Source organism: Janthinobacterium sp. BJB401 (assembly GCF_013372745.1).
Taxonomy (GTDB): Bacteria; Pseudomonadota; Gammaproteobacteria; order Burkholderiales; family Burkholderiaceae_D; genus Janthinobacterium; species Janthinobacterium rivuli.
Map to the genome: position 1 here is coordinate 1 of NZ_JABXFH010000001.1, position 25384 is coordinate 25384.

Consider the following 25384-nt stretch of genomic DNA (forward strand, 5'->3'; position numbering starts at 1 on the left):
CCTACCAAAACATCCTCTTCACCATCGAACAGGGTATCGCCACCCTGACCCTGAACCGTCCCGACAAGCTCAATAGCTTCACGCAAGCCATGCACGAGGAAGTGCGCGACGCGATTGCGAAAGTCAACGCCGATAGTTCCGTGCGCGTGTTCGTGCTGACGGGCGCGGGCCGCGGTTTTTGCGCGGGCCAGGATTTGTCCGACCGCGCCGTGGAACCCGGCTCGAAGGGCGTGGACCTGGGCGAGTCGGTGGAAAAAAACTACGCACCGCTGGTGCTGGCCTTGAAAGCCTTGCCCATGCCCGTGATTTGCGCCGTCAACGGCGTGGCCGCCGGCGCGGGCGCCAACCTGGCGCTGGCCTGCGACATCGTCATCGCCGGCAAGTCGGCCAGCTTCGTCGAAGTGTTTTGCAAGCTGGGCCTGATCCCGGACACGGGTGGCACCTTCTTCCTGCCACGCCTGATCGGTTCGGCGCGCGCCATGGGCCTGGCCATGCTTGGCGAAAAACTGACGGCGGAAAAGGCGGAAGACTGGGGCTTGATCTGGAAATGCGTCGAGGATGCTGAACTGGTGCAGGAAACGCGCAAGCTGGCCGTACACTTTTCCACGGCGCCGACCAAGGGTCTGGCGTTCACCAAGCAGGCGCTGGCTCTCAGTGGCGCCAACACCCTGCCGCAGCAGCTGGCGCTGGAAGCGCGCATGATGAGCGATCTCGGACACAGCGACGATTACCGCGAAGGCGTGGCCGCCTTCATGGAAAAGCGCGCACCGCAATTCAAGGGACACTGATATGGCAGCTTTGGACAACAACAGTATCGTCGCCGTCATCGGCAGTGGCGCCATGGGGGCCGGTATCGCGCAGGTGGCCGCGGCGGCCGGCTACAGAGTCAAACTGTATGACACCCGCGCGGAAGCCGTCAGCAAGGCTTTGCTCGACATCGGCAAGATGTACGCGAAGCTGGCCGACAAGGGCCGCATGACGGCCGATGAAGCCACGGCCGCCACGGCGCGCCTGCAGGCGGCGGGCAGCCTGGCCGATGTGAGCGATTGCGCCCTGGTGGTGGAAGCCATCGTGGAAAACCTCGACGTCAAGCGCGGCCTGTTCGCGGAACTGGAATCACTGGTGGCCGACGACTGCATCCTGGCGACGAACACGTCGTCGATTTCCGTCACGGCGATTGCCGCCAAACTGCGCCGCCCGGAACGCCTGGTCGGCATGCATTTCTTTAATCCCGTGCCCCTGATGGCGCTGGTTGAAGTGATCAGTGGCCTGGCCACCAGCGAACAAGTGGCCGCCACCGTCTACGATACGTCGATCGCCTGGGGCAAGAACCCCGTGCATGCGAAATCGACGCCGGGCTTCATCGTCAACCGTGTCGCCCGTCCGTTTTACGCGGAAGGTTGGCGCTTGCTGAACGAACAGGCGGGCGATGCCGCCACCATCGATGCCGTGCTGCGTGAAGCGGGCGGTTTCCGCATGGGCCCATTCGAGCTGATGGACCTGATCGGCCACGATGTGAATTTCTCCGTCACGCAATCCGTGTTCGGCGCTTATTTCAACGACCCGCGCTTCACGCCGTCCGTGCTGCAGCACGAAATGGTCAACGCCGGTTTCCTCGGCCGCAAATCGGGCCGCGGCTTTTACCCGTATGGCGAAGGCGCCGTTGCCCCCGTGGCGCAGGCGGAAAGCGCGCAAGCGACCCCGGAATTCGTCGCCCTGTCAGCCGCCATCGGCGGCGATGGCCGTGGCCACAGTGGCATCATCCGCAGCCTGGTGCAGCGGCTCGAGCAGGTGGGCATCACCGTCAGCCGCCGTGTGACGCAGGAAGGCCAGGCGCACGACGAGGCGCCAGCCCTGCATTGCCATGGCGCCGCGATTTACCTCACCGATGGGCGCAGCGCCACCCAGCGCGCGCACGACAACCAGCATCCGGATACGGTGCTGTTCGACCTGGCGCTCGATTATGCTGGCGCCAAGCGCATCGCCGTGGCCCGTGCGGACCAGTGCAGCGACGCCGCCTACGCGGCCGTCGTCGGCCTGTTCCAGGCGGCCGGTTTCATCGTCACTCGCCTGGACGACGTGCCTGGCCTGGCCGTCATGCGCACCGTCGCCATGCTGGCCAACGAGGCGGCCGACGCCGTCAACCAGGGCGTGTGCACGGTGGCCGCCGTCGATATCGCCATGCAGAAGGGTGTCAATTATCCGCGCGGGCCGCTGGCCTGGGCCGATGCCGTCGGCGTCCAGCACATCGTCACCGTATTGCAGCACCTGGCGCTGGGCTATGGCGAAGACCGCTACCGGGTCTCGCCGCTGCTGCGCCGCAAACTTGCCAATGGAGATCGCTTTCATGCCGAATGAAGACCACAACATCACTGCACAAGCGCTGGCTGAAGCGGCCGCCGCCTCCATGCTGTCGCGTGACAACGCCACCGCCGCCATGGGTATCGCCCTGGCCGCAGTGGGCCCCGGCCATGCGCGCATGACGATGACGGTGCGCGCCGACATGCTCAATGGCCACCAGACCTGCCACGGCGGCTTCATCTTCGCCTTGGCCGACAGCGCCTTCGCCTTTGCCTGCAATAGCTACAACATGAACACCGTGGGCGCCGGCTGCACCATCGATTACCTGGCGCCGGGCCGTGAAGGCGACGTGCTGACGGCGCATGCCGTCGAACAGGCGCTGGCGGGCAAGAGCGGCGTCTACGACGTCAAGGTCAGCAACCAGGAAGGGCGCGCCATCGCGCTCTTCCGCGGCAAGTCGATCCGCGTGGCCGGTGAAGTTATCAGCAATTGAAGTGACAAGAGCAGGCTTGAACTGCCAGTACCGATTGAACAGTTAAAGAATTAAACAGGAGACAATGATGGTCCAACGTACGCCTTCCCCAAATGACCTTGAGCCGATCGAGCGCGCCAGCAAGGATGAACTGCAGGCGCTGCAGCTCGAACGCATGAAGTGGACGCTCAAGCACGCGTATGACAACGTGCCCCATTACCGCGCCGCTTTTGACGAAGTGGGCGTGCATCCGGACGACCTCAAATCCCTGTCCGACCTGGCCAAATTCCCGTTCACCGATAAAAAAGTCTTGCGCGATAATTATCCGTTCGGCCTGTTCGCCGTGCCGCGCGAGCAAGTGGTGCGCATCCACGCGTCCAGCGGCACCACGGGCAAGGCCACGGTGGTCGGCTACACGCAGAACGACATCGACACCTGGGCCAACGTGGTGGCGCGCTCGATCCGCGCCGGCGGTGGCCGCGCGGGCGACATGGTGCATATCTCCTACGGCTACGGCCTGTTCACGGGCGGCCTGGGCGCGCACTACGGCGCCGAGCGTTTGGGCTGCACGGTCATCCCGATGTCGGGCGGGCAGACGGAAAAGCAGGTGCAATTGATCCAGGATTTCAAGCCGTCCATCATCATGGTCACGCCATCGTACATGCTCAACATCATCGAGGAATTCACGCGCCAGGGTCTGGACCCGGCCGAATCGTCGCTGAAGGTGGGTATCTTCGGCGCCGAACCGTGGACGGACGCCATGCGTTCTGAAATCGAGGCGCGCGCCGGTATCGACGCCGTCGATATCTACGGCCTGTCCGAAGTGATGGGGCCTGGCGTGGCATCCGAATGCATTGAAAGCAAGGACGGCCCCGTCATCTGGGAAGACCATTTTTATCCGGAGATCATCGACCCGGAAACGGGCGAAGTGCTGCCGGACGGCGAAGAGGGCGAACTGGTGTTTACCTCGCTGTCGAAAGAGGCGCTGCCCATCATCCGTTACCGCACGCGCGACCTGACCCGCTTGCTGCCGCCGACCTCGCGCTCGATGCGCCGCATCGGCAAGATCACTGGCCGTTCCGACGACATGCTGATCATCCGCGGCGTGAACGTCTTCCCCACGCAGATCGAAGAGCTGATCCTCAAAATGCCGCGTCTGGCGCCGCAATACCAGCTGGTGGTGACGCGCGACGGCCACCTCGACAAACTGGAAGTGATCGCCGAGCTGCGCATCGACCTGACCGCCACCATCTCGGCCAGCGAAACGGACGCGCTGGCGCGCGAGCTGGAACACCGCATCAAGACACACGTGGGCGTGAGCACGCGCGTGCGTCTGGTGGCCGCCGCCGGCATCGAACGCACCTTGACGGGCAAGGCCCGCCGCGTGGTCGACCAGCGCCCGAAGATTTTCTCCTGATAGCCCGCCCGAACAAGGAACCCAACATGAACGAAGCCTTTATCTGTGACGCCGTACGCACACCCTTCGGCCGCTACGGCGGTGCGCTGTCCAGCGTGCGCGCGGACGACCTGGGCGCGCTGCCGATCGCCGCGCTGATCGCCCGCAACCCGTCCGTCGACTGGTCCGCCATCGACGACGTATTTTACGGCTGCGCCAACCAGGCGGGCGAAGACAACCGCAACGTGGGTCGCATGGCCGCGCTGCTGGCCGGCTTGCCGGCGGCAGTGCCGGCCAATACCATCAACCGCCTGTGCGGATCGAGCCTGGACGCCGTGGGCATGGCCGCCCGCTCCATCAAGGCGGGCGAGGCGGAACTGATCATCGCCGGCGGCGTGGAAAGCATGACGCGCGCGCCTTTCGTGATGGGCAAGGCCGACAGTGCGTTTTCGCGCGCGGCGAAAATCGAAGACACCACCCTGGGCTGGCGCTTCGTCAACAGCAAGATGAAAACGCAGTACGGCATCGACACCATGCCGGAAACGGCGGAAAACGTGGCCGTGGAATTTGGCATCAGCCGCGCCGACCAGGATGCGCTGGCCTTGCGCAGCCAGCAGCGCTGGGCCGCGGCCCACGCGGCCGGCGTGTTCGAGCGCGAAATCGTGTCCGTCGCCGTGCCGCAAAAAAAGGGTGATCCGAAGATGGTCACCAGTGACGAACATCCGCGTCGGGACACCTCGATCGAGATGCTGGCAAAGCTCAAGGGTGTTGTGAAAGCGGACGGCACTGTCACGGCCGGCAATGCCTCGGGCTTGAACGATGGCGCCTGCGCCATCCTGCTGGCGTCCGCCGCCGCCGTCGACAAATACAAGCTGACGCCGCGCGCAAAAGTACTGGGCATGGCCACGGCCGGCCTGGCGCCGCGCATCATGGGCTTTGGCCCATCGCCGGCGTCGCGCAAGGTACTGGCGCAAACGGGACTCACCATCGAACAGATGGACGTCATCGAACTCAATGAGGCATTTGCGGCGCAGGCACTGGCCGTCACACGCGACCTGGGGCTGGCCGACGACGCGGCCCACGTGAATCCGAATGGCGGCGCGATCGCCATCGGCCATCCGCTGGGCGCATCGGGTGCGCGCCTGGTGATGGCGGCCCTGAACCAGCTGGAACGGACTGGCGGGCGCTATGCGCTGTGCACCATGTGCATCGGCGTGGGGCAGGGTATTGCTGTAGTAATTGAACGCGTATAACAAAGTAAAAATAAAAGGCGCAGGCTGGTAAAAAAGCGCCAAGCATAATTGACCGTAGTGCCAACCTGGTGGAGACCACAATGATTGCCAATATCTTCAAGAAAACCCTGATCGCCGGCTTGCTGGCCATGTCCGCAGCAGGCGCGTATGCGGCCGATAACATCAAGATCGGTTCCGTGCTGTCCGTCACGGGGCCTGCCGCCTTCCTGGGCGACCCTGAACTGAAAACCCTGCAACTGTATATCGAGAAGATCAATGCGGCCGGCGGCGTGCTGGGACGCAAGCTGGAACTCGTGCATTACGACGACGGCAGCGATGCGGCCAAGGCGAACGGTTTTACCAAGCGCTTAATCGAGTCGGACAAGGTCGACGTGCTGATCGGCGGCACCACCACCGGTGCGACGATGGCGATGGCGCCGCTGGTGGATCGCGCCAGCATGCCGTTCATCTCGCTGGCCGGCGCCGTGGTCATCATCGACCCGGTCAAGAAATGGGTCTTCAAGACGCCGCATACGGACCGCATGGCGGCCGAGAAGGTGTTCGAGGACATGAAGAAGCGCGGCATCAGCAAGGTGGGCCTGCTGTCGGAAACGAGCGGCTTTGGCGCCTCGGGCCGCAAGGAATCGCAAATCGTCGCCTCGAAATACGGCATCACCCTGGTGGCTGATGAAACCTACGGTCCGAAAGACACGGACATCACGGCGCAGCTGACGCGCATCAAAAATACGGCTGGCGTGCAAGCCGTCTTCGTCTTCGGCCTGGGCCAGGGCCCGGCGGTCGTGACCAAGAACTATGGCCAGCTGGGCATGGCCGCGCTGCCGCTGTACCAGTCGCATGGCGTGGCGTCGGACGAGTATTTGAAACTGTCGGGCAAGGCCGCCGAAGGGGTGCGCCTGCCAACGCCGGCCCTCTTGATCGGCGCCATGCTGCCGGACAGCGATGCGCAAAAGGCCATCGTCGTCGGCTACGACAAGACGTATAAAGACCGCTACAAGATCGACCCGTCGACCTTTGGCGGCTATGCGCTCGACGCCCTGAACCTGTCGGTCGACGCCATCAAGCGTGCCGGCGGCACGGACCGTGAAAAAGTGCGCGCGGCGCTGGAATCGACCAAGGGTTTTGTGGGGACGACGGGCGTGTTCAACATGTCGGCCAAAGACCACATGGGCCTGGACCTGTCGGCGTTCCGCATGGTGGAAGTGAAGAACGGCGAATGGCAATTGTCGAAGTGATGTTCGAAACAAGGTAAGCCAGAAGTACCTGCGCGGGCTGCCCTTGAAGGGGGCCCGCGCATAGCCGAACATAATGGAGACACCATGGAAGTCGCTCAATTTCTACAATTTCTGTATTCCGGTATGACGGTCGGTTCCGCCTATGCGCTGGCGGCGCTGGGCTTTACCATCATCTACAACACCAGCGGCGTGATCAATTTCGCCCAGGGCGAATTCATCATGCTGGGCGGGATGCTGGCCGCCGTGATGTCGGCCGCCGGCGTGCCGCTGCCGCTGGCCATCATCCTGGCCGTCATCGCCACGGGCCTGGTGGGCCTGTTGATGGAAAAAACCGTGATCGAACCGGCGCAAAATGCACAGGTCATCACCCTGTTGATCATCACCATCGGCGCCTCGCTGGTGCTGCGCGGCCTGGTGCAAATCTGGCTGGGCAAGGATACGCACTCGCTGCCGGCCTTTTCCGGCGACGCGCCGATCGAATTTTTGGGCGCCAGCCTGCTGCCGCAAAGCCTGTGGGTGCTGGGCGTGACGGTCGTCATCGTGCTGGTGCTGGGCTGGTTCTTTGGCCGCACCCTGATGGGCAAGGCCATGCTGGCCACGTCGCACAACAAGCTGGCTGCGCAACTGGTGGGCATCAACACGCGCAAGGTGCTGCTGTTCTCGTTCGGCTTGTCGGCCCTGCTGGGCGCCGCCGGCGGCATTCTCGTCGCGCCGATCACGTACACCTCGTACGACGCGGGCATCATGCTGGGCCTGAAAGGCTTCGTCGCCGCCGTATTGGGTGGCCTCGGTGGCGGCGCGGGTGCGATTGCCGGTGGCCTGATCCTCGGCATCGCCGAAGCCATGACGGCCGGCTACATCTCGTCGGCTTATAAAGACGCTGTCCCTTTCGTGCTGATTCTGCTGATCCTGTTCTTCCTGCCGCAAGGCTTGTTTGGCGCTAAAAATTCGGAGCGTGTATGACGACCTTCTTCTCCCGCTCGCGCCACGGTGGTTTGCTGGTGCTGGCACTCGTGCTGGCCATCCTGCCCCTGTTCCTCACGAATGCGTTCTACTATGACGTGGCGATCCGCATCGCCCTGAACGCCATCGTCGTCATCGGCCTGAACCTGTTGATGGGCTACACGGGCCAGATCAGCCTGGGTCACGCGGGTTTCTATGGCCTGGGCGCGTATGCGTCGGCCGTGCTGACCACGCACTACAACTGGCCGCCGCTGGCCGCGCTGGCCGCCGGCGCCGTCGCGACTGGCCTGCTGGCGCTGCTGCTGGCGCGTCCCGTGCTGAAGCTCAAAGGCCATACCCTGGCCATGGCCACTCTGGGCCTGGGTATCATCATTTCCATCGTCATCAACAACGAGACGCAGTGGACGGGTGGCCCGGACGGCATCGGCGTCTCCGCCTTCAGCGTCGCCGGGCTGGAAATCGCCGGTGAAAAATCGTGGTACCTGGTGTGCGCCGTATTGCTGCTGCTGGTCACATGGCTGGCGTTGAATCTGATCGACTCGCCCGTCGGCCGCGCGCTGCAGGCGATTCACGGTTCGGAAGTGGCGGCCCGCGTGGTCGGCGTCGATACGACCCGCTTCAAGGTGCGCGTGTTCGTACTGTCGGCCGTCATTGCCAGCATCGCCGGCAGCATCAGCGCCCATTACATCGGTTTCATCACGCCCAACCTGGCCGGCTTCTTCCACTCGATCGAGCTGGTGACGATGGTGGTGGTGGGCGGCATGGCGTCGATTTTCGGTTCCATCATTGGCGCGGCCCTGCTGACGATCTTGCCGCAACTGCTGTCCAGTTTTGAAGGCTGGGAAACGGTGGTGTTTGGCGTGATCCTGATGGCCACCATGATCTTTATGCCGAAAGGCCTGGTGCCGAGCCTGGCCAGCCGTTCGCGCAAGCGTTCCGCTACGCCAAAGGCGCCGCCTCAATCTGCACAGGAGGTGTGAGATGCTGACGATTAACAATCTGAGCAAGAGCTTTGGCGGCGTGCATGCGGTGCAGGACGTGAGCTTTACCGTCAAGGAAGGCAATATCCACTCCGTGATCGGACCGAACGGCGCCGGCAAGACGACCTTGTTCAACCTGATCACGGGCGTGTACACGCCGAGCAAGGGCGAGATCCTGCTCAATGGCGAGAACGTGGCCGCCATGTCACCCGATGCGCTGGCGCGACGCGGCATGAGCCGCACCTTCCAGAATCTGCAAGTGTGTATGAACATGACGGCCATCGACAATGTGATGGTGGGCGCGCATTTGCGCCTGAACCAGAACCTGTTCGCCTCCATGCTGCGTTTGCCGTCCGTGCGTCGCGCGGATGCGGCCTGCCGCGACGAGGCGGCGGGCTTGATGGAGTTTGTCGGCGTAGGCCGGCATATCGATGACGAGGCGGGGCAGATGTCGTATGGCGCCTTGAAACGCCTGGAAATCGCCCGCGCGCTGGCGGCCAAGCCGAAAGTGCTGCTGCTCGATGAGCCGGCGGCCGGTCTGAATCACACGGAGACGGGCGAGATCGAAACCTTGATCCGCAAGGTGGCGCAATCGGGCGTGACGGTGGTGCTGGTCGAGCATGACATGAAACTGGTGATGAATCTGTCGGACCATATCCTGGTGCTCGACTATGGCAAGAAGCTGGCCGAAGGGACTGCCGCCGAAGTGCGCGCGAATCCCGACGTGGTGGCGGCGTATCTGGGAGTGGCGGCATGATGAAGATGGAAAAACCTCAGACACCGCTGGTGCTCGACATCCAGGGATTGACCAGCCATTACGGCCGCATCCAGGCCCTGCACGGCATCGACCTGCAGGTGCGCCAGGGCCAGCTGGTGGCGCTGGTGGGCGCGAATGGCGCCGGCAAGACGACCCTGCTGCGTGCCATCTCCGGCGTGCAGCCGATCAGTGCCGGCAGCATTGCCTTCGCCGGCCAGGACGTCAGCCGCATGAGCGCCGACAAGCGCGTGCGCGCCGGCATTTGCCAGGTGCCGGAAGGGCGGCAAGTGTTCGGCCCCATGACGGTGGAAGACAATCTGCGCCTGGGCGCGTTTACACGTCCCGCACAGGACGTGGCGGGCGACATGGAGCGCATGTATGGCCTGTTCCCGATCCTGAAGGAAAAGCGCTTGCTGCTGGCCGGGACCTTATCTGGTGGACAGCAGCAAATGCTGGCCATGGCGCGCGCGCTGATGGGCCGTCCGCAACTGCTGCTGCTCGATGAGCCGAGCATGGGCCTGGCGCCGCTCTTGATCGCGGAGATCTTCCGCATCGTGGCCGAACTGCGCGACCAGGGCATCACCATCTTCCTCGTCGAGCAGAACGCGCATGCGGCCCTGTCGATCGCCGATGTCGGTTACGTGATCGAGACGGGTGCCATCACCTTGTCCGGTCCCGGTCCCGAATTGCTGCATAACGAGCAGGTACAGAGCGCGTACCTGGGTATGTAACCCGAAGGGCAAAGACTGGGGTCGGACCCTGAGGGGCCGACCCCGGCAGTTGAGGTCTTGGGCTGAAAGCACGCTTTATCTCAAGGCATATAGGAGTTTTTATGGTCAAAGTCTACGAAATCAACGGCGTCACCCCCGTCGTCCACCCCAGCGCCTATGTGCACCCGTCGGCAGTGCTGATCGGCGACGTGATCGTCGGCCCGCGCTGCTATATCGGGCCGCTGGCCTCGATCCGCGGCGACTTCGGCAGGTTGATCCTGGAAGAGGGTGCCAACCTGCAGGATACCTGCGTCATGCATGGCTTCCCCGGCTGCGACACGGTGGTCGAAGTCGACGGCCATATCGGCCATGGCGCCGTGCTGCATGGCTGCCGCATCGGCCGCAATGCGCTTGTCGGCATGAACGCCGTGGTGATGGATAACGCCGTGATCGGCGAGGAATCCATCGTCGCGGCCATGAGTTTCGTCAAGGCGGGCATGATCGTCGCGCCGCGCAGCATGGTGGTGGGCACGCCCGCCAAGATCATCCGCGCGCTGACCGACGATGAAATCAAATGGAAAAGCTCGGGCACGGGCCAGTACCACGAACTGGCCGTGCGCTCGATGCAGACGATGCGCGAAGTGGAAGCCCTGACGGAAGTCGAGGCGAACCGCCAGCGCCTGAATTTCGAATCGGCCTTGCCGCTGCATTTGCACAAGAACGCTGCGGCGCAGTAAGCAATATGGGCGTAGGTCGGATTAGCGGGGCCAAGCCCCGCGTAATCCGACGCCACCGCCAACATCATTTATGGAGAAAAAAATGGCTCAAATATCCACCCTGCAAAGCCTGATCGCCGGCCGCTGGCTGGGCGAAAGCGCCGCCGTGCCCCTGCACAGCGCCTTGAACAACCGCGTCATCTATCACACGCATGCGGAAAAGATCGACTTCGACGAAGCCGTCACGTATGCGCGCAAGACGGGCGTGCCGGGCCTGATGGCGCTCGACTTCCAGCAGCGCGCCGCGCGCCTGAAGGCGCTGGCCCTGTACCTGGTCGAGCGCAAGGAAGAGCTGTATGCGATCTCGCATTTGTCGGGCGCCACGCGCGCCGACAGCTGGGTCGATATCGAAGGCGGCACGGGCACCCTGTTCGCCTACGCCAGCATGGGCAGCAACGAGCTGCCGTCGTCGAACGTGCTGCACGAAGGCCCGGCCATCGCGCTGGGCAAGAAGGGCGGCTTCGCCGGCACGCACATCCTGGTGCCGCGCGGCGGCCTGGCCGTGCACATCAACGCCTTCAATTTCCCCATCTGGGGCTTGCTGGAAAAATTCGCGCCCAGCTTCCTGGCGGCCATGCCCTGCATCGCCAAGCCGGCCACGGCGACGAGCTATCTGACGCAGGCCGTCGTGCGCATGATGCATGAATCGGGCTTGCTGCCGGCTGGCAGCCTGCAACTGGTGATCGGTTCCACGGGCGACTTGCTGGACCGCCTGAATGGCCAGGATTTCGTGACATTCACGGGATCGGCCGCCACGGCCGCCAAGTTGCGCACCAATTCCAACCTGATCGCCCAGTCCGTGCCGTTCAACGGCGAAGCCGATTCCCTCAACTGCGCCATCCTGGCGCCGGACGTCACGCCAGACGACGTGGAATTCGACCTGTTCGTCAAGGAAGTCGTGCGCGAGATGACGGGCAAGTCGGGCCAGAAGTGCACGGCGATCCGCCGCATCATCGTGCCCGAGCACCTGATGGACGCCGTCGGCACGCGCCTGCGCGAGCGCCTGGCCAAGGTGGTGGTGGGCGACCCGTCCATCGAAGGCGTGCGCATGGGCGCGCTGGCATCAAAAGAACAGCAGAACGACGTGGCGGAACGGGTCGCCACCCTGTCGCAGGGTAACGAGGTGGTGTTCGGCGCGGCCGACGGTTTTAGTCCCCTGGGTGATGGCGCCCTGGATGGCAGCTTCTTCTCGCCGACCTTGCTGCTGTGCCGCGACGCCTTCGGCAACGACGCCGTGCATGACGTGGAAGCGTTTGGCCCCGTCAGCACCATGATGGGCTACCACGATATCGATGAAGCGCTGGCCCTGGCCGCACGCGGCAAGGGCAGCCTGGTGAGCACCCTGGTGACGCGCGATCCGAAGATCGCCGCGCGCGTGGTGCCGCAAGTGGCGGCCACGCATGGCCGCGTGCACGTGCTCGAACGTGTGGCCTCCGTCGATTCGACGGGCCATGGCTCGCCCCTGCCGCAACTGAAGCACGGCGGCCCTGGCCGCGCGGGCGGCGGCGAAGAGCTGGGCGGCGTGCGCGCCGTGCGCCACTACCTGCAACGGGCGGCCGTGCAAGGTTCGCCGACCATGCTGGCGGCCATCACCGGCGAATATGTGCGCGGCGCGGACGTCAATGAAAGCCCGATCCACCCGTTCCGCAAGCACTTCGAGGACTTGAAGACGGGCGACTCGCTGCTGACGCACCGCCGCACCGTCAGCGAGGCGGACATCGTCGCCTTCGGCGGCATCTCGGGCGACTTCTTCTACATGCACTTCGACGAAATCGCGGCCAAGGAATCGCAGTTCGGCAAGCGCATCGCCCACGGCTACTTCGTGCTGTCGGCCGCCGCCGGCCTGTTCGTCTCGCCTGGCGTCGGTCCCGTGCTGGCCAACTATGGCCTGGACAACCTGCGCTTCGTCGCGCCCGTCGCCATCGGCGACACCATCCGCGCCCGCCTGACCTGCAAGCGCAAGGTCGACCGCAACCGCAAGGATGTGTTTGGCGTGGGCCAGGGCGTGGTCGCGTGGGACGTGCAGGTGACGAACCAGAACGAGGAACTGGTGGCCAGCTACGACATCCTGACCCTGGTGTCGAAGCGCGAATAAGCATTGCTGTAGCACCGCATCGGCCGGCGCCGCCCGCGATCTTCGCGCGGGCGGCGCTTTTTTTATTCGATTTCTTTTCGTCTTGAATTATCCATAAGTGTATGAAAAATATAGCGAAAGTGTGGTTTTGCACGGCGTGCTATTTAGATAAACCCCTCTAGAACGCGTGCTTTTTTCGTGAAAAGGGGCGAATTCACTCATTGCCTCAAGAAAACTTTCCAACGTAAAACCTTTTCTCTGTAGCATGGTTTTACTCACTGGTCACGCCGCCATGCACGCTCCTCGACGCGATGGCGGCGCGAAAAAAACGGACCCGGCCTTTTACGGCCGGTGAGCCATCGACCGCGAGTCCCATTCCACGTTCACCGCTACGGGTATTTAATTACTATGAATAAACACGTCCTGATTTTCCTGATGGCCATGCCCTTGGCCATCAGCCATGCCTACGCCGAAGAGGCCACTGGCCCCGCCGTCAAGATCAGCGGTTACGGCACGGCCGCCCTGACCATGGCCGATACCGACAACGCCCAGTTCGCGCGCCCGAACCAGGCGGCTGGCGCCAGCAAGACAGCCCGCACGGGCGTCGATTCCAACCTGGGACTGCAAGCCAATGTCACCGTCAACCCGTGGCTGTCGGCCACCGTGCAGGGCCTGGCACGCAAGGATGGCGAGGATGATTTCGGCGCCGAACTGGCATGGGCCTTTGCCAAGGCCAAGGTATCGGACAGCTTCAGCGTGCGCGTTGGCCGCATGGGCCTGCCCGTCTTCATGATTTCCGATTACCGCAACGTCGGCTATGCCAACACCATGCTGCGCCCGCCCGGCGAAATGTATTCGCAGGTTCCCCTGAACAGTATTGACGGCATCGACGGCACTTACCAGTTCAGCGCGGGCGACACCAGCATCACCACGCAGCTGGCGCTGGGCCGCACCAAGGCCACCCTGGCCACGGGCCCCGCTTCGACCGTGCAGGTGGAAGGCAAGTCCATCGTGGCCCTCAACGTCGTGGCCGAACATGGCCCCGTCACCGTGCGCTTCGGCCGTGCCGAGACCAAGCTGACGATCAACGATTCGCCCAGCCTGAATACCCTGATGGGCAGCTTGCGCGCGGCAGGCGGCGGCTACAGGATCGCCCAGCTGGGCGCCCTGGCCGATGCGCTGGAAGTGAAGGACAAGAAGGCGTCGTTCACGTCCGTCGGCCTGGGCCTGGACTGGAACAACGTGCTGGTGCAGTCGGAATATGCGAAGCGCAAGACGGACAGCTATGTCAGCGACAGCACCTCGTGGTACGTGATGGGCGGCTACCGCATCGGCGCCTTTTTGCCGTACTACAGCCACGCCAGCCTGAAGGCCGATGGCCGCGTGAACAACACGGTGCCCGCATCCTGCCCGGCCGGCTATCCGGCCGCTTGCACGCCGACCCTGCGCGCCCTGTCGGCGGGCGTCGACACGCTCGCTTATGCGCGCAACCAGCTCGAGCAATCGACGGACAGCATCGGCGTGCGCTGGGACTTCCACCGTTCGGCCGCGCTGAAAGTGCAGATCGACCGCATCAAACCGAAGAACGGCCCTGGCCTGTTCGTGCAAGCCAAGCCGGGTTTCCATGGCCCCGTCACGGTGGCTGCCGCCGCCATCGATTTCGTTTTCTAAGGAGCGCCGCATGAAACCATTGATCTTGAATGTGGCTGCCTTGCTGGCCTTGTCGACCGCTGTTCCCGCCATGGCCGAAGTGGTCGTGGTGGTCAATCCGAAGAGCGCCGCCGGCGCCATGACGAATGAACAGGTGGCGCAGTTTTTCCTCGGTAAATCGACGGCCATGACGCCGATTGACCAGCCGGAAAGTGCGCCCGTGCGCGCCGAGTTCTACAAGAAGGTGGCGGACAAGGAGCCGTCGCAAGCGAAGGCCCTGTGGTCCAAGCTGGTCTTCACGGGCAAGGCGACCTTGCCGAAGGAAGTGGCCAATAGCGCCGACGTGAAGAAGGCCGTGGCCGCCGATCCGAAAGCCATCGGCTATATCGAAAAAAGTGCCGTCGACGCCAGCGTCAAAGTGGTGCTGACGGCGCCATAAAGCCGGCCCGGGCCGCGCGCCATGCGGCGGCCCGGTACACATACATCAGGAGACAGCAATGAGCATCAAACGCAAGATATGGGCGCTGCCTGTCGTCTCGGCCGTGATTTTCGGGCTGGGGCTGGCCGTCAGCGCCTATCTGTCCACGGCCACGCTCAATTCCATCCACGCCACCGAAAGCGCCGACTATCCCGTGCTCGACATGGCCAAGTCGCTGACCCTGGACGTGGCGGCCGTCGGCGACGCCCTGCGCGACGCCGTCAGCGAAGGCGACAAGGAGCGCATTGCGCAAGTTGGCGGCCAGGCAGTCAAGCTGCGCGAAAAACTGGCCGCCTTTGCGGCGATCCCCGGCCAGCGCGAGCAGGGCCAGCGCCTGGCAAAGGAATTCGATGCCTATTACGCGCCGGCCCTGAGCGCGGCGCGCATCATGCTGGAAATGGAGGAGGGCGACCCGCAAGCGACCGTGGCGCGCATGCAGGGCGCGCTGGCGGTGCTCAACACGGACCTGGCCAAGACCAACGAACAGGCGCAATTGCAGTTCAAGCAGGGCATCGAACGCAGCGCGGCCAATGTGCGCAATGCGCTCAATACCAGCATCGCCGTGGCGCTGGCCGTCATCGTCTGCCTGGTGGCCGTGTCGCATTTCGTCGTGCGCGCCATCTGGCAGCAGCTCGGTGGTGAACCCGAATACGCGCGCCAGATTGCGCGCGCCGTGGCCGATGGCGACCTCTCGATGGAGATCGCCACCGAGGCGGGCGACCAGGCCAGCCTGCTGGCGGCATTGAAAGAGATGCGTGGCCGGCTGGCCGGCATGGTGTCCGGTATCAAGGCGTCCGCCGAAACCATTCAGGTGGCCAGCGCCGAAATCGCCCAGGGCAATGCGGACCTGGCCGCACGCACGGAATCGCAGGCGGGCAGCCTGGATCAGACGGCGCGCAGCATGGACAGCCTGACCTCCACCGTGCGCGACAACGCCGCCAACGCGGGCCAGGCGCACGAACTGGTGGTGTCGGCATCGTCGGTTGCCGTGAAGGGCGGGCAAGTGGTCAGCCAGGTGGTTACCACCATGGGCGAGATCAACGATTCATCAAAACGCATCGTCGACATCATCGGCGTCATCGACGGCATCGCCTTCCAGACGAATATCCTGGCCTTGAATGCGGCCGTGGAAGCGGCTCGCGCCGGTGAACAGGGACGGGGCTTTGCCGTGGTGGCGTCCGAAGTGCGCAACCTGGCGCAGCGCAGCGCGGCTGCGGCGCGCGAAATCAAGCAATTGATCGGCGATTCGGTGGCCAAGGTCAACGTGGGTTCGAAGCTGGTCGACGAGGCGGGGCTGACCATGGGCCAGATCGTCGACTCCGTGAAAAAGGTGGCCGACATCATGGCCGAGATCAGCGCGGCGAGCCAGGCGCAAAGTGCCGGCATCGGCGATATCGGCGTGGCCATCGGCAGCATGGACCAGATGACGCAGCAAAATTCCGCGCTGGTGGAAGAAGCGTCGGCGGCCGCCGAATCGCTGCAGGAGCAAGCCGTGCAACTGGGCACGGCGCTGGCCGTGTTCAAGCTGGCGCAGGGTGGTTTATCCAGCATGCCCGTGCCACGCCGGTTGGCGTTGACGAAGACGTAGCTTGGATTAGCGCAGCGTAATCCAACACCCGGCTTAAGCCCGCAGCCCGAACGGATCGTCGATGCTGTGCGCCGGCTGCGTGAACCAGCGCGGACCATTCTCCGTCATGTAGAAATGGTCTTCGTGGCGGATGCCGAATTCGCCGGGGATGCAGATCATCGGTTCGTTCGAGAAGCACATGCCCACGTCGAGCGGCGTCGTGTCATTGCCCACCAGGTAAGGCCACTCGTGGATATCAAGGCCGATGCCGTGGCCCGTGCGGTGCGGCAGGCCTGGTAATTTGTAGCCGGGGCCAAAGCCGTCGGCTTCCAGCGAGACGCGCGCGGCGCGGTCGACGTTGCCGCAGGGTACACCGAGCCGGGCGGCCGCGAACGCGGCGGCTTGCGCGGCCTTTTCGCTGTTCCACACGCTGCGCTGGCGCTCGCTGATGTCGCCAAACACATAGGTGCGCGTGATGTCGGAGATGTAGTTCATCACCTGGCAACCCGTGTCGATCAGCACCGTGTCGCCCGCCTTCAGGGTTTGCACGTAATTGACGCCATGCGGATACGCGGTCGCTTCGCCGAACAGCACGATGCAGAAATACGAGCGGGGTGCGCCCACCTTGCGGTGCGCGCGCTGGATGAATTCTTCCACTTCCACCGTCGTGATGCCTTCGACCAGCATGCTGGCCGTGGCCACGTGCACGGCCAGGGTCATGTCCATCACGCGCTGCATCAGGGCGATTTCCGCCGGCGACTTGCGGCTGCGGCAGTACGCGGTGACGGCGCGCGCGTTTTCCAGCGCATAGCCGGGGGCCAGCGGCTTGATGCCGTCGTAGATGAAGTAGGCGGCGCTTTCGCAGATGCCCACGCGCGGGGCCGCAGCCGCGTCCTGGGTGATCCCCATGCGCGCCAGCACGTCGACGAACAGCTGGTACGGGCTTTCATGCTCTTCCCAGCAATTGACCTTGCCTTCGATGAGCATGAATCCTTGCAAGGTGCTTTCCTCGAACGCGGGGGCGATGTATTCGATGTCGCCGCTGGCTGGCAGGATGGCGCCCACCATGCGTTCACTGGCATACCATTTGGTGCCCGTGAAATAAGTGAGGTTGGCGCCCGCGTTCAGGTAGATGGCGGCGATGCCATGCTGGCGCATGAACGCTTGCGCCCTGGCGATGCGTTGCGCATGTTCGTCCTTGCCGATGGCGACCATGCCGCCCGTCATGTCCGACAGCGATGCCAATGCTTGTTCGATGGAAGTGCCACCTATGCTCATGCCTGCTCCTTTGCTCGATGCTGAATATGGAATGCGGGCATGATATCAGTTCGCGCCTTTCGGCTTGAGCCCAGGCGCGCCGCCGGCCGCATCGGGCGGTGCCAGCACCAGGTCGTGCGGATAGGTGAAGTGCCAGTCCGTATAGCGTTGCTTGCGGCGCAGGCTGGCGTCTTCATCGAGAAAATTGTCCTGCTTGATGGGCAACTGCGGCGACAGCGAATGGATGCCGACGATGCGTCCCTCCTGACGCAGCAGCCCCCATTCCGCCTTGCCCGTGACGGGATCCGCATACAGGCGGCGCAAGTGCCGCCGGGCGTTGGCAAAGCGCGGGTCGCGCAGCAATTCCTGCAGGGTCAATGGATAGCGGGGCCGCCCATCGCCCGGCGTGCTGTCGTAGTAGCGGCCCAGCGCATTGCGAAATTCATGGCCGATGAACAGCAGCTCGCGCTCCTTGTCGCGCCGCGCAGCCGTGGCATGCAATTCGCTGGCCAGCACCAGACCCACACCCATGAAGGCCACCAGCATCAGGGTCCAGATATACGCGAAGCCCGGTGCGCGGCGTCGAAAATCAGAGCTGCTCAAAGGGGATGCCCTCGCGCGTCTTGCCCTTGGCGCCGCTGCGCACGTCGGCCACGCCGCCGATCTCGCCATTCGGCGAAGGGATCAGCTGCCAGGTGCTGGCGGACTCCGTGACGGGGTCCAGCGGCACGCTACGGAAGTAATGGTGGGTCACCAGGTCGGCCAGCGCGGCCGGATACTCGCCCTTGTCGGCATAGTATTTATCCAGGCCGCTCCTGAGCACCTGCAGGTTTTCCTTCAGCGCGACCTCCTTCGATTTTTCCACCGAGCCGAAATAGCGGGGAATGGCGATCGTCAGCAGCAGCGAGATGATCGCCAGCACCACCAGCAGTTCGACCAGGGTAAAGCCGCGGCGAGGAGAAGAGGCTGGCATCGGGTTCACCATTGATTGAGCGGCACGCCGTTCAGGCCCACCTTGGTCGAGCGCGAGGCGACGTCGAACACGTCCTCGCCTTCGCTGGGATTGTCGGGCGGCGAGGCATAGGCGCGCTTGCTCCAGCTGTCGGCGGCGCTGCCTTCTTCCCTGGGCTGGAACGGGTCGCGCGGCAGGCGGCGAAGGAAATAGATGTTTTGCTTGGACGGGCTGCGCTGGTCGGGCACGCCCTCGACCAGTTCCTCGAGTTTTTTCGGATAGCCGGATGCGCCCAGCGACAGCTTGATGCGGCCATTGTCCGAAGCGCGCTTGTAGGCGTCGATCGCTTCGCGCATTTCGATCAGGGCGCTGCGCAATTGCTGTTCCTTGGACCGTTGCAAGGCCACCTGCGCCATCGGCACGGCCACCGTGGCCAGGGTCGCCATGATGGCCAGGGTGATCATCAGCTCGATGAAGGTAAATCCCCTTGGTTTCACTGGCCACCTCACTGGCCACCCTTGCCTGATTTTTCGCCGGCGGCGGGTGCTTCGTCGCCGCCCGTCATGGGCGAGCCGCTGCGCGGCGCGGATTGCTCCGGCGCGGCGATGACCTCGGGGGAGCCGCCCACGCTGGCGCGGCCACCCACGGAGGCCTCGGTGCCCGAGTTGAATTCGGCTGTCGTCAGGTCCGGACGGCGGATGCTGCGCAGCAGGCGCGGTGTGATCGACAGCACGATCTCGCTGCGCATGGCGTCGTCCTTCTGGCTGCCGAACAAACGGTTCAGCACGGGCAGTTCGCCCACGCCCGGCACCTTGTTGGCCGTGCCCCGGTCTTCGTCGCTGATCAGGCCAGCCAGCACCTGCGTCTCGCCATCCTTCAGGCGCAGGACCGTCGAGGCGCTGCGCGTGCCGATCTGGTAAGCCTGCGTGCCCGTCTTGCTGATGACTTCCTTGACGACGTTCGACACTTCCAGGTTGATCTTGATGGCCACTTCGTCGTCCAGGTAGACGTTCGGTTCCACGTCGAGTTTCAGGCCCACGTCGATGTAGTTGACGCTGTCGGAACTGACGCCGTTATTCGTCGTGACGGTGATGACGGGCACGCGGTCGCCGATGAGGATCTTGGCTTTTTCCTTGTTGCGCACGCGGATGCGCGGATTGGCCAGGATATTGCTGTCGCTGTCCGTCTTGTTGGCGTTCAGGGTGACGCCGCCGATACCCAGGTTGATATTGTCGCCATTGATGCGGTGCAGGTCCGCCACCTTCAGGCCGCCCAGGCCGCCCGTAATGCCTGCAGCACCGGCCAGTGTCAGGCTGGCCTGGTCCGGCCAGCGCACGCCCAGCTCCATCAGGCGCGTGCGCTTGACTTCCAGCACCTCGACCTCCAGCATCACTTCCGGGTCGGCCAGGTCTTGCACATTGATGATGCGCTCGGCCATGCGCACCATTTCCGGCGTATCGCGCAGCATGATGATGCCCAGGCGTTCATCCGTGACGACGTCCTTGGCCTTGAGCAGGGTCTTGATGGAAAACGCCACCGTCTTGACGTCGGCATTGGCGAGAAAAAAAGTGCGCACGACGAGCTGCTGGTAATCCTTCACCTTTTGCGGCGTGTTCGGGTAGATCGTGATCGACTTGTCGCTGGTGACGCTTTGCTCCAGCTGGTTGGCGCCCAGCAGCATGGCGATCGCTTCTTCGATGCTGGTGTCGCGCACGGAGATCGTGGCGCGCAGCGCGGGATCGACTTCCTTGTCGAAGACGAAGTTCAGGCCAGAGACCTTGCTGATGAAGTCGAACACCGAACGCAGCGGCGCATCGCGAAATTCGAGGGTCACGGGTTTGCGGTAGGCGGCCGCCAGCTTGCCGCCGGCCGGCAGGCTTTTCGACTGCGATTCGCCGATGCGGCTTTTCAGGGCCAGGGCCTCGCGCTGTGCGGGGCGCTCCTGCAGCACCTGGCGCAAGGCTTCCTGCGCCTGCGCGATATTCACCTCGCCGCCGCGCTGGTAGCTGGCCTGCGCTTCCTGCACCAGCTTGCGGTGCCGTTCATCCTGCGCCACGCCGGCCAGGCCCCGCTGCGCCACGTCGTTGCTGGCGTCCAGCGCCAAGGCCTGCTGGTACAGCGCTTGCGCGCCGGCCAAGTTACCCTGCTGGCGCAGCGCTTCCGCAGCGCCATTCAGCTTGTTCAGCGCGCGCATCCTGCCGTTGGTAACGGCGATGCGGTATTTGGCGTTGGTCGGCTCGGCTTGCGCCGCCTGTTCCAGCAGGGCCAGGCCCTGTTCCGTGCGGCCCGCGCCGAGCATGGCCTGGCCATCGTTGTAGGCCTGGTTGCCGGCGCAGGCGGCCAGCAGGGACAGCACCGGCAGCAGGGTGATGAGATTACGAGACATACGTGCGGCGCGTCGTTTCAATTGAGGTCCCCTACGGCGAGTGTCTGTTTCAGGTTGAGCGGCAGATAGGTAAATTGCAGGGCGCCCTGCACCACGCCGTCGAAGCGGTAACGTTCTTCGAGCGTGTCGCCTGGGCGCGCCACCACGTTGCGTTCACCCGCTTGCAGGAAGTAGGCCGCCTTGCCTTCGTCGACGAAGCGGCCGAGGAATTGAAAGGGCAGCGGTGGCGGCGCGTTTGCATCCACGCGGGCCGCGGGCAGCGCGGCCTGGGCTGCCTGCTGGTCGAGCATGATTTTTTTCGGCGTCTCCGGCTGCCAGCTTTGCTTGGCGAACAGGGTGGCTGCTTCCTCGTCTTCCAGCGCCCGGCGCGGTTCGATGGCCAGCGCGCGATGGGTTTGCGGAATGGTGGCTGCGGCGAGCGGCGCGACCGCCACCCGCTCCACCTGGCGCGTGGTGGCAGTGGCCGGTCCCACGATGCTGCCTTCATCCTCGGGGGCGAAGAGGGCGGCCAGCAAGGTCGCCACGGCGGCGCCTGCCAATACGGCTTTTTTCATCGGCGCGCCTCCGCTTTTTTCACCAGCAGGATGAACTGGATGCGCGCGTCGATCTCGCCCGCCTCGATCTGCTCGCGCTTGAAGAGCACGGAGTCCAGGGTCAGGGTGGGCAGCGCCTGCAGGGCGTCGACGATAAAGGTTTGCAGCTGCGCGTATTCAGCGCGTACGGGCAGGGTGATCTGGTAGCGCAGGAAGGCCGTATTGCCGTCTTCCTGCGGCTTGTAGTCGGCCTTGGCCAGGGTGACGCCGCTCTTTTGCGCCACTTCCAGCAAAGCTTTCAACTGGTCGGGAATGCTGTCATGCGCGGGCAGGTAGGCGTGAAAGGCGGCCAGGCTGTCGGCATCCGCATCGAGCGTGATTGTTGCCTGCGGCAGTGCCGATTGTCTGGCCGCCGAGGCCAGTTGCGCCGCCAGTTGCCGCTGGCGTTCTGCCAGCGCATCGCCCTGCTGCATGGCGAAAGCGGCCAGCGCCAGGCAGGCCGCACCGAGCGCGCTGGGCCAGCCCAGGGTGCGCCCCAACCGCTGCACTTCCCACGCCAGGCGCGGCGGCATGCGCAGTTGCAGGCGTGGACGGGCTACGGGCGTGCCGGCTTTGAATACGGGTTTTATTGCCGCCATTGCGCCTCCAGCTGAAAACGGTAAGGATGTTCGGGGGCGTTCGCATTCATCTCATGTTTGAGCAAGTACACGGAACTGAACATGGGCTGCTGGTTCAGGAAGGCCAGGTAGTTGAGCATGTCCTGCGGCATCTCCGCTTCGGCGGCGATTTTCAGGACGCTGGCGCCATCCTGTCCCTGCTGCGCGTTCAGGTCCAGTCCCAGCAAGGCCACGCGCACGTCGCGCGGCGCCTGCACCGTCTTGACCAGGCGCGTGACGGGCAGATTGAGCTGGCGCACGGCGGCGGCCACCTGTTTCAGTTCGAGGTCGCGTTCGCGTTGCTGGCTCGCCGACAGGGGCGCGCGCACGGGTCGCGCTGGCTGCAGCTGCGCCAGTTGCGTTTCCAGGCGCCGCGTTTCCTGCGCCTGCACCAGCCAATATCCGGCGGCCGGCAGCAGCATCAGGCCGCCCGCCAGGCACAGGGCCAGGCGCCAGCCCTTGAAGGTTTGCACCGCGCCGGGCGGCAGGAATTCCAGGCGGCTCAGGCCCATGCGGCCTCCCGCATCAGGTGGGCGCCGCTGGCCACGGCGATGGACACGAAGCGCTCCGGCACGTTCGCCTGCGGCACGCCGCTCAGGTCGAGCAGCGCCACCTGTTCGATGGCGTCCAGCTGCGGCGCGCGCAAGTTCCAGCGCCGCCACGCCCGGTCCAGTTCATCGCCCCAGGCGGCGTCGCAAGACTGGCTGTGCAAGGCCGTGATGCGCCCGGCGACCGTCGTTGCCAGCAGCAGTCGTCCCGCTTCCACCAGGGCGAAGGCGGCAGGTTTGCCGCCGGCGATGCTGCGCCAGGCCGGTCCGACGATGGGTTCGATGGACAGGCAGCGCCGGCCATGCGCGGCCGCGGCATCCTGCACGCCTTGCAGCAGGGCCGCATCGATGCCGCAGGCCAGGCGCGGCTTGCCATAGGGCGCATCGTCGGCAGCCAGGCGCCAGGCGCGCGCGCCATCGCCGTAGACGGCGGCGAACTGGCTGTGCAGGAAGCGCTGCGCGCTGGCCGCATCGAGCAGGGCGCCGCTCCACGGCACCATCAGCATGGCGCACCAGCGGCTGGCCAGGCTGACGGCCAGCGGCAGTTTTTTGCCGCCATCCTGTTCGAGCCAGCCGCGCAGGGCGGCCAGCGCCACTTCCCAACTGGCGTCGGGGTTCGCAATGGGCAGGTGGAAGGCGCTGTCGGGCACGGGACGGCCGGCGCGGCGCAGCACGCCGTGCAATCCGTGCGGCGCCAGGTGCAGGCAGACGGTGGTGCGGGTAAGGCGTTCAATAAGTGACACGATTGAGCTCCGCTAAAGTGGTTTCGCCGCGCCGCACCAGGTCCAGGCCCGCTTCGCGCGCCAGGCGGAAACCGTTGCGCGCCGCTTCTTCCTTCATCTGGCTCAGGGGCGCGCGCGTGCAGATCATTTCGCGCATCGCGTCGCTGAGCATCAGCACTTCGGCGACGGCCTTGCGGCCCTTGTAGCCGGTGCCGCGGCAATGGCCGCAGCCCTTGCCGGCCATGAATTGCCAGTCCTGCACCTGGTGCAGGGCCAGGCCGCTGTCGCGCAATTGCTGCGCATCGGCCAGCACCTCGGCGCTGGCGTCGATGGCGCAGTGGGCGCAATTGAGGCGCAGCAGGCGCTGCGCCACGATGCCGTTCAGGGCCGCCGCAAAGCTGTAGGCGTCGACGCCCATGTGCAGGAAGCGCCCGACCACGTCGAAGACGTTATTCGCGTGCACGGTGGTAAACACCAGGTGGCCCGTGAGCGCGGCCTGCACGGCGATCTGCGCCGTTTCATCGTCGCGGATTTCGCCGATCATGATTTTGTCGGGATCGTGGCGCAGGATGGAGCGCAGGCCGCGCGCGAACGTCAGTCCCTTCTTTTCGTTGACGGGGATCTGCAGCACGCGCGGCAAGCGGTATTCGACAGGGTCTTCGATGGTGACGATCTTGTCGCGCCCCGTATTGATTTCCGTGATGGCCGCGTACAGGGTGGTGGTCTTGCCGGAACCCGTGGGCCCCGTCACCAGCAGCATGCCGTGTGGCTTGGCGGCCAGGCGTCGGATCTGCTCAATGGCGTCCTCGTTCAGGCCCAGGCTTTCCAGGCGCAGCGCCTGCGCCGCCTCCGTCAGCGCGCGCCGGTCCAGCAGGCGCAGCACGGCATCTTCGCCAAAGATATTGGGCATGATGGAGACACGGAAATCGATCTCCGCCCCTTTCACGCGCACCTTGAAACGGCCATCCTGCGGGATGCGGCGCTCGGCGATGTCGAGATCGGCCATCACCTTGATGCGCGAGATGATCTGTTCGGCCATTTGTAATCCCTGCACCTGGCCCGCCTGTACCAGCACGCCGTCGACGCGGTATTTGATGACCAGGCTGGCCACGTCGCATTCGAGGTGAATGTCGCTGGCCTGGAATTTCAGGGCGTCGTAGATGGTGGAGTTCACCAGTTTCACCACCGGGCTGCTGTCCTCGCTGATGCGGATCAGCGAGATATCCTCGATGCTTTGGTCCAGGCCCGGTACATCATCACCATGCTGCATTTCCTGCATCGCCTGCTGCACGCTTTCCTGCTGCAGCAGATAGGCGGCAAGGTCGTCCGGGTGCGCCAGCGCCACCGTGAAGGGCGTGGACAAGGCGAAGTCGGCCCACTGCAGCAAGTCTTCGGCAAACGGGTTGCCGATGACGAGCACGGGCGGCGCGCCGGGAACGCCAGGTTGCAGCAGCATGCAGTCGCGCTGGGCGCAATCCGTGTAGGGCAGCAGGCCGAAGGCGGGCAAGGCCGCCTGCAGTTCGGCCATCGTCCAGGCCGGGTAGCGGAACAGGGCGGCCAGCTGGCGCAAAAAGACTTCAGGCGGCAGGGCCGCCGTTTCCTGCAGCACGGTCATTTGCGGGCGGCCCTGTTCCAGTGCGCTGGCGTGGGCCCGGCGCAGCATGGCCGCATCGAGCACGGCCCGTTCTTCGTCGCGCGCGTTCATGTCATGCACCACATGG

The 25384-nt window shown here is 64.5% G+C and carries 25 protein-coding genes; 15 read left to right on the forward strand and 10 right to left on the reverse strand.

Annotated elements, in window-relative coordinates; genetic code table 11:
- From paaG to HWE17_RS00075, 15 genes are all read left to right on the forward strand, one after another.
- A partial coding sequence (gene paaG, locus HWE17_RS00005) for a 2-(1,2-epoxy-1,2-dihydrophenyl)acetyl-CoA isomerase PaaG (RefSeq protein ID WP_217916663.1) occupies positions 1-788 on the forward strand: 788 nt, incomplete at its 5' end.
- Position 789: 1 nt separating this feature from the next.
- Positions 790-2358 (forward strand): 3-hydroxyacyl-CoA dehydrogenase PaaH, encoded by a 1569-nt coding sequence (gene paaH / locus HWE17_RS00010; protein WP_176387324.1) that lies wholly within the window; start codon positions 790-792, stop codon positions 2356-2358.
- Positions 2348-2794 carry a hydroxyphenylacetyl-CoA thioesterase PaaI gene (paaI, locus tag HWE17_RS00015; protein WP_176387325.1) on the forward strand — a complete coding sequence of 149 codons (447 nt, stop codon included), beginning with the start codon at positions 2348-2350 and terminating at the stop codon, positions 2792-2794. The genes paaH and paaI overlap by 11 nt, the downstream gene beginning before the upstream one ends.
- A 67-nt stretch (positions 2795-2861) precedes the next feature.
- On the forward strand, positions 2862-4190 hold the full coding sequence (gene paaK, locus HWE17_RS00020) for a phenylacetate--CoA ligase PaaK (protein ID WP_176387610.1): 1329 nt from the start codon (positions 2862-2864) through the stop codon (positions 4188-4190).
- Between the two features lie 26 nt (positions 4191-4216).
- Positions 4217-5422: a 3-oxoadipyl-CoA thiolase gene (gene pcaF / locus HWE17_RS00025; protein WP_176387326.1), complete on the forward strand. Its 1206-nt coding sequence runs from the start codon at positions 4217-4219 to the stop codon at positions 5420-5422.
- An 80-nt stretch (positions 5423-5502) separates the two neighbouring features.
- Complete coding sequence (locus HWE17_RS00030; protein ID WP_176387327.1) at positions 5503-6654, forward strand: ABC transporter substrate-binding protein; 1152 nt, start codon at positions 5503-5505, stop codon at positions 6652-6654.
- An 84-nt stretch (positions 6655-6738) separates the two neighbouring features.
- Complete coding sequence (locus tag HWE17_RS00035; protein WP_046684305.1) at positions 6739-7617, forward strand: branched-chain amino acid ABC transporter permease; 879 nt, start codon at positions 6739-6741, stop codon at positions 7615-7617.
- Complete coding sequence (locus HWE17_RS00040; protein ID WP_099401670.1) at positions 7614-8597, forward strand: branched-chain amino acid ABC transporter permease; 984 nt, start codon at positions 7614-7616, stop codon at positions 8595-8597. The genes HWE17_RS00035 and HWE17_RS00040 overlap by 4 nt, the downstream gene beginning before the upstream one ends.
- Before the next feature lies 1 nt (position 8598).
- Positions 8599-9354, forward strand: a complete 756-nt coding sequence (locus tag HWE17_RS00045) for an ABC transporter ATP-binding protein (RefSeq protein ID WP_035822299.1) — start codon at positions 8599-8601, stop codon at positions 9352-9354.
- Positions 9354-10085 (forward strand): ABC transporter ATP-binding protein, encoded by a 732-nt coding sequence (locus HWE17_RS00050; RefSeq protein WP_099401669.1) that lies wholly within the window; start codon positions 9354-9356, stop codon positions 10083-10085. The genes HWE17_RS00045 and HWE17_RS00050 overlap by 1 nt, the downstream gene beginning before the upstream one ends.
- A 101-nt stretch (positions 10086-10186) precedes the next feature.
- Positions 10187-10801: a phenylacetic acid degradation protein PaaY gene (paaY, locus tag HWE17_RS00055; protein ID WP_035822296.1), complete on the forward strand. Its 615-nt coding sequence runs from the start codon at positions 10187-10189 to the stop codon at positions 10799-10801.
- Between the two features lie 82 nt (positions 10802-10883).
- Positions 10884-12935, forward strand: coding sequence for a phenylacetic acid degradation bifunctional protein PaaZ (gene paaZ, locus HWE17_RS00060; protein WP_176387328.1), 2052 nt, complete (start codon positions 10884-10886; stop codon positions 12933-12935).
- A 387-nt stretch (positions 12936-13322) separates the two neighbouring features.
- Positions 13323-14585: a hypothetical protein gene (locus HWE17_RS00065; protein WP_176387329.1), complete on the forward strand. Its 1263-nt coding sequence runs from the start codon at positions 13323-13325 to the stop codon at positions 14583-14585.
- 10 nt (positions 14586-14595) lie between these two features.
- Positions 14596-15003: a hypothetical protein gene (locus tag HWE17_RS00070; protein WP_176387330.1), complete on the forward strand. Its 408-nt coding sequence runs from the start codon at positions 14596-14598 to the stop codon at positions 15001-15003.
- A 58-nt stretch (positions 15004-15061) separates the two neighbouring features.
- The gene (locus HWE17_RS00075) at positions 15062-16630 is read left to right on the forward strand and encodes a methyl-accepting chemotaxis protein (RefSeq protein ID WP_176387331.1); all 1569 of its coding nucleotides are present in this window, start codon (positions 15062-15064) and stop codon (positions 16628-16630) included.
- A 33-nt stretch (positions 16631-16663) separates the two neighbouring features.
- Here the strand turns inward: HWE17_RS00075 and HWE17_RS00080 are convergent, their stop codons facing one another.
- From HWE17_RS00080 to HWE17_RS00125, 10 genes are read right to left on the reverse strand one after another with little or no spacing between them, the layout of a single operon-like run.
- Complete coding sequence (locus HWE17_RS00080; protein ID WP_176387332.1) at positions 16664-17887, reverse strand: Xaa-Pro peptidase family protein; 1224 nt, start codon at positions 17885-17887, stop codon at positions 16664-16666.
- Between the two features lie 45 nt (positions 17888-17932).
- The gene (locus tag HWE17_RS00085) at positions 17933-18469 is read right to left on the reverse strand and encodes a type II secretion system protein (RefSeq protein WP_255206062.1); all 537 of its coding nucleotides are present in this window, start codon (positions 18467-18469) and stop codon (positions 17933-17935) included.
- On the reverse strand, positions 18456-18839 hold the full coding sequence (locus HWE17_RS00090; RefSeq protein ID WP_176387333.1) for a type IV pilin protein: 384 nt from the start codon (positions 18837-18839) through the stop codon (positions 18456-18458). Before HWE17_RS00090 ends, HWE17_RS00085 begins: the two co-directional genes overlap by 14 nt.
- 5 nt (positions 18840-18844) lie before the next feature.
- Positions 18845-19315 (reverse strand): type II secretion system protein, encoded by a 471-nt coding sequence (locus tag HWE17_RS00095; protein ID WP_268747017.1) that lies wholly within the window; start codon positions 19313-19315, stop codon positions 18845-18847.
- An 8-nt stretch (positions 19316-19323) separates the two neighbouring features.
- The gene (locus HWE17_RS00100; RefSeq protein WP_176387334.1) at positions 19324-21204 is read right to left on the reverse strand and encodes a secretin and TonB N-terminal domain-containing protein; all 1881 of its coding nucleotides are present in this window, start codon (positions 21202-21204) and stop codon (positions 19324-19326) included.
- A 17-nt stretch (positions 21205-21221) separates the two neighbouring features.
- Positions 21222-21758 (reverse strand): hypothetical protein, encoded by a 537-nt coding sequence (locus HWE17_RS00105; protein ID WP_176387335.1) that lies wholly within the window; start codon positions 21756-21758, stop codon positions 21222-21224.
- Positions 21755-22375: a type 4a pilus biogenesis protein PilO gene (gene pilO / locus HWE17_RS00110; RefSeq protein WP_176387336.1), complete on the reverse strand. Its 621-nt coding sequence runs from the start codon at positions 22373-22375 to the stop codon at positions 21755-21757. The genes HWE17_RS00105 and pilO overlap by 4 nt, the downstream gene beginning before the upstream one ends.
- Positions 22363-22905, reverse strand: coding sequence for a hypothetical protein (locus tag HWE17_RS00115; protein ID WP_176387337.1), 543 nt, complete (start codon positions 22903-22905; stop codon positions 22363-22365). The genes pilO and HWE17_RS00115 overlap by 13 nt, the downstream gene beginning before the upstream one ends.
- Entirely contained in the window at positions 22896-23684 is a 789-nt protein-coding gene (locus HWE17_RS00120; RefSeq protein WP_176387338.1) for a hypothetical protein, read from the reverse strand. The genes HWE17_RS00115 and HWE17_RS00120 overlap by 10 nt, the downstream gene beginning before the upstream one ends.
- Positions 23671-25368 (reverse strand): GspE/PulE family protein, encoded by a 1698-nt coding sequence (locus tag HWE17_RS00125; RefSeq protein WP_035828253.1) that lies wholly within the window; start codon positions 25366-25368, stop codon positions 23671-23673. The genes HWE17_RS00120 and HWE17_RS00125 overlap by 14 nt, the downstream gene beginning before the upstream one ends.
- Positions 25369-25384: the final 16 nt, after the last annotated feature.

Excerpts from the sequence above, each read along its gene's own strand:
- pcaF (WP_176387326.1), top strand. The coding sequence starts at position 4,217 with ATGAACGAAGCCTTTATCTGTGACGCCGTACGCACACCCTTCGGCCGC.
- HWE17_RS00125 (WP_035828253.1), bottom strand. The coding sequence starts at position 25,368 with ATGAACGCGCGCGACGAAGAACGGGCCGTGCTCGATGCGGCCATGCTG.
- HWE17_RS00105 (WP_176387335.1), bottom strand. The coding sequence starts at position 21,758 with ATGAAAAAAGCCGTATTGGCAGGCGCCGCCGTGGCGACCTTGCTGGCC.
- HWE17_RS00070 (WP_176387330.1), top strand. The coding sequence starts at position 14,596 with ATGAAACCATTGATCTTGAATGTGGCTGCCTTGCTGGCCTTGTCGACC.
- paaY (WP_035822296.1), top strand. The coding sequence starts at position 10,187 with ATGGTCAAAGTCTACGAAATCAACGGCGTCACCCCCGTCGTCCACCCC.
- HWE17_RS00050 (WP_099401669.1), top strand. The coding sequence starts at position 9,354 with ATGAAGATGGAAAAACCTCAGACACCGCTGGTGCTCGACATCCAGGGA.
- paaZ (WP_176387328.1), top strand. The coding sequence starts at position 10,884 with ATGGCTCAAATATCCACCCTGCAAAGCCTGATCGCCGGCCGCTGGCTG.
- HWE17_RS00100 (WP_176387334.1), bottom strand. The coding sequence starts at position 21,204 with ATGTCTCGTAATCTCATCACCCTGCTGCCGGTGCTGTCCCTGCTGGCC.
- paaK (WP_176387610.1), top strand. The coding sequence starts at position 2,862 with ATGGTCCAACGTACGCCTTCCCCAAATGACCTTGAGCCGATCGAGCGC.
- HWE17_RS00075 (WP_176387331.1), top strand. The coding sequence starts at position 15,062 with ATGAGCATCAAACGCAAGATATGGGCGCTGCCTGTCGTCTCGGCCGTG.
- HWE17_RS00035 (WP_046684305.1), top strand. The coding sequence starts at position 6,739 with ATGGAAGTCGCTCAATTTCTACAATTTCTGTATTCCGGTATGACGGTC.
- HWE17_RS00080 (WP_176387332.1), bottom strand. The coding sequence starts at position 17,887 with ATGAGCATAGGTGGCACTTCCATCGAACAAGCATTGGCATCGCTGTCG.
- paaI (WP_176387325.1), top strand. The coding sequence starts at position 2,348 with ATGCCGAATGAAGACCACAACATCACTGCACAAGCGCTGGCTGAAGCG.
- paaH (WP_176387324.1), top strand. The coding sequence starts at position 790 with ATGGCAGCTTTGGACAACAACAGTATCGTCGCCGTCATCGGCAGTGGC.
- HWE17_RS00045 (WP_035822299.1), top strand. The coding sequence starts at position 8,599 with ATGCTGACGATTAACAATCTGAGCAAGAGCTTTGGCGGCGTGCATGCG.
- HWE17_RS00030 (WP_176387327.1), top strand. The coding sequence starts at position 5,503 with ATGATTGCCAATATCTTCAAGAAAACCCTGATCGCCGGCTTGCTGGCC.
- HWE17_RS00040 (WP_099401670.1), top strand. The coding sequence starts at position 7,614 with ATGACGACCTTCTTCTCCCGCTCGCGCCACGGTGGTTTGCTGGTGCTG.
- pilO (WP_176387336.1), bottom strand. The coding sequence starts at position 22,375 with ATGGCGGCAATAAAACCCGTATTCAAAGCCGGCACGCCCGTAGCCCGT.
- HWE17_RS00115 (WP_176387337.1), bottom strand. The coding sequence starts at position 22,905 with ATGGGCCTGAGCCGCCTGGAATTCCTGCCGCCCGGCGCGGTGCAAACC.
- HWE17_RS00090 (WP_176387333.1), bottom strand. The coding sequence starts at position 18,839 with ATGCCAGCCTCTTCTCCTCGCCGCGGCTTTACCCTGGTCGAACTGCTG.
- HWE17_RS00065 (WP_176387329.1), top strand. The coding sequence starts at position 13,323 with ATGAATAAACACGTCCTGATTTTCCTGATGGCCATGCCCTTGGCCATC.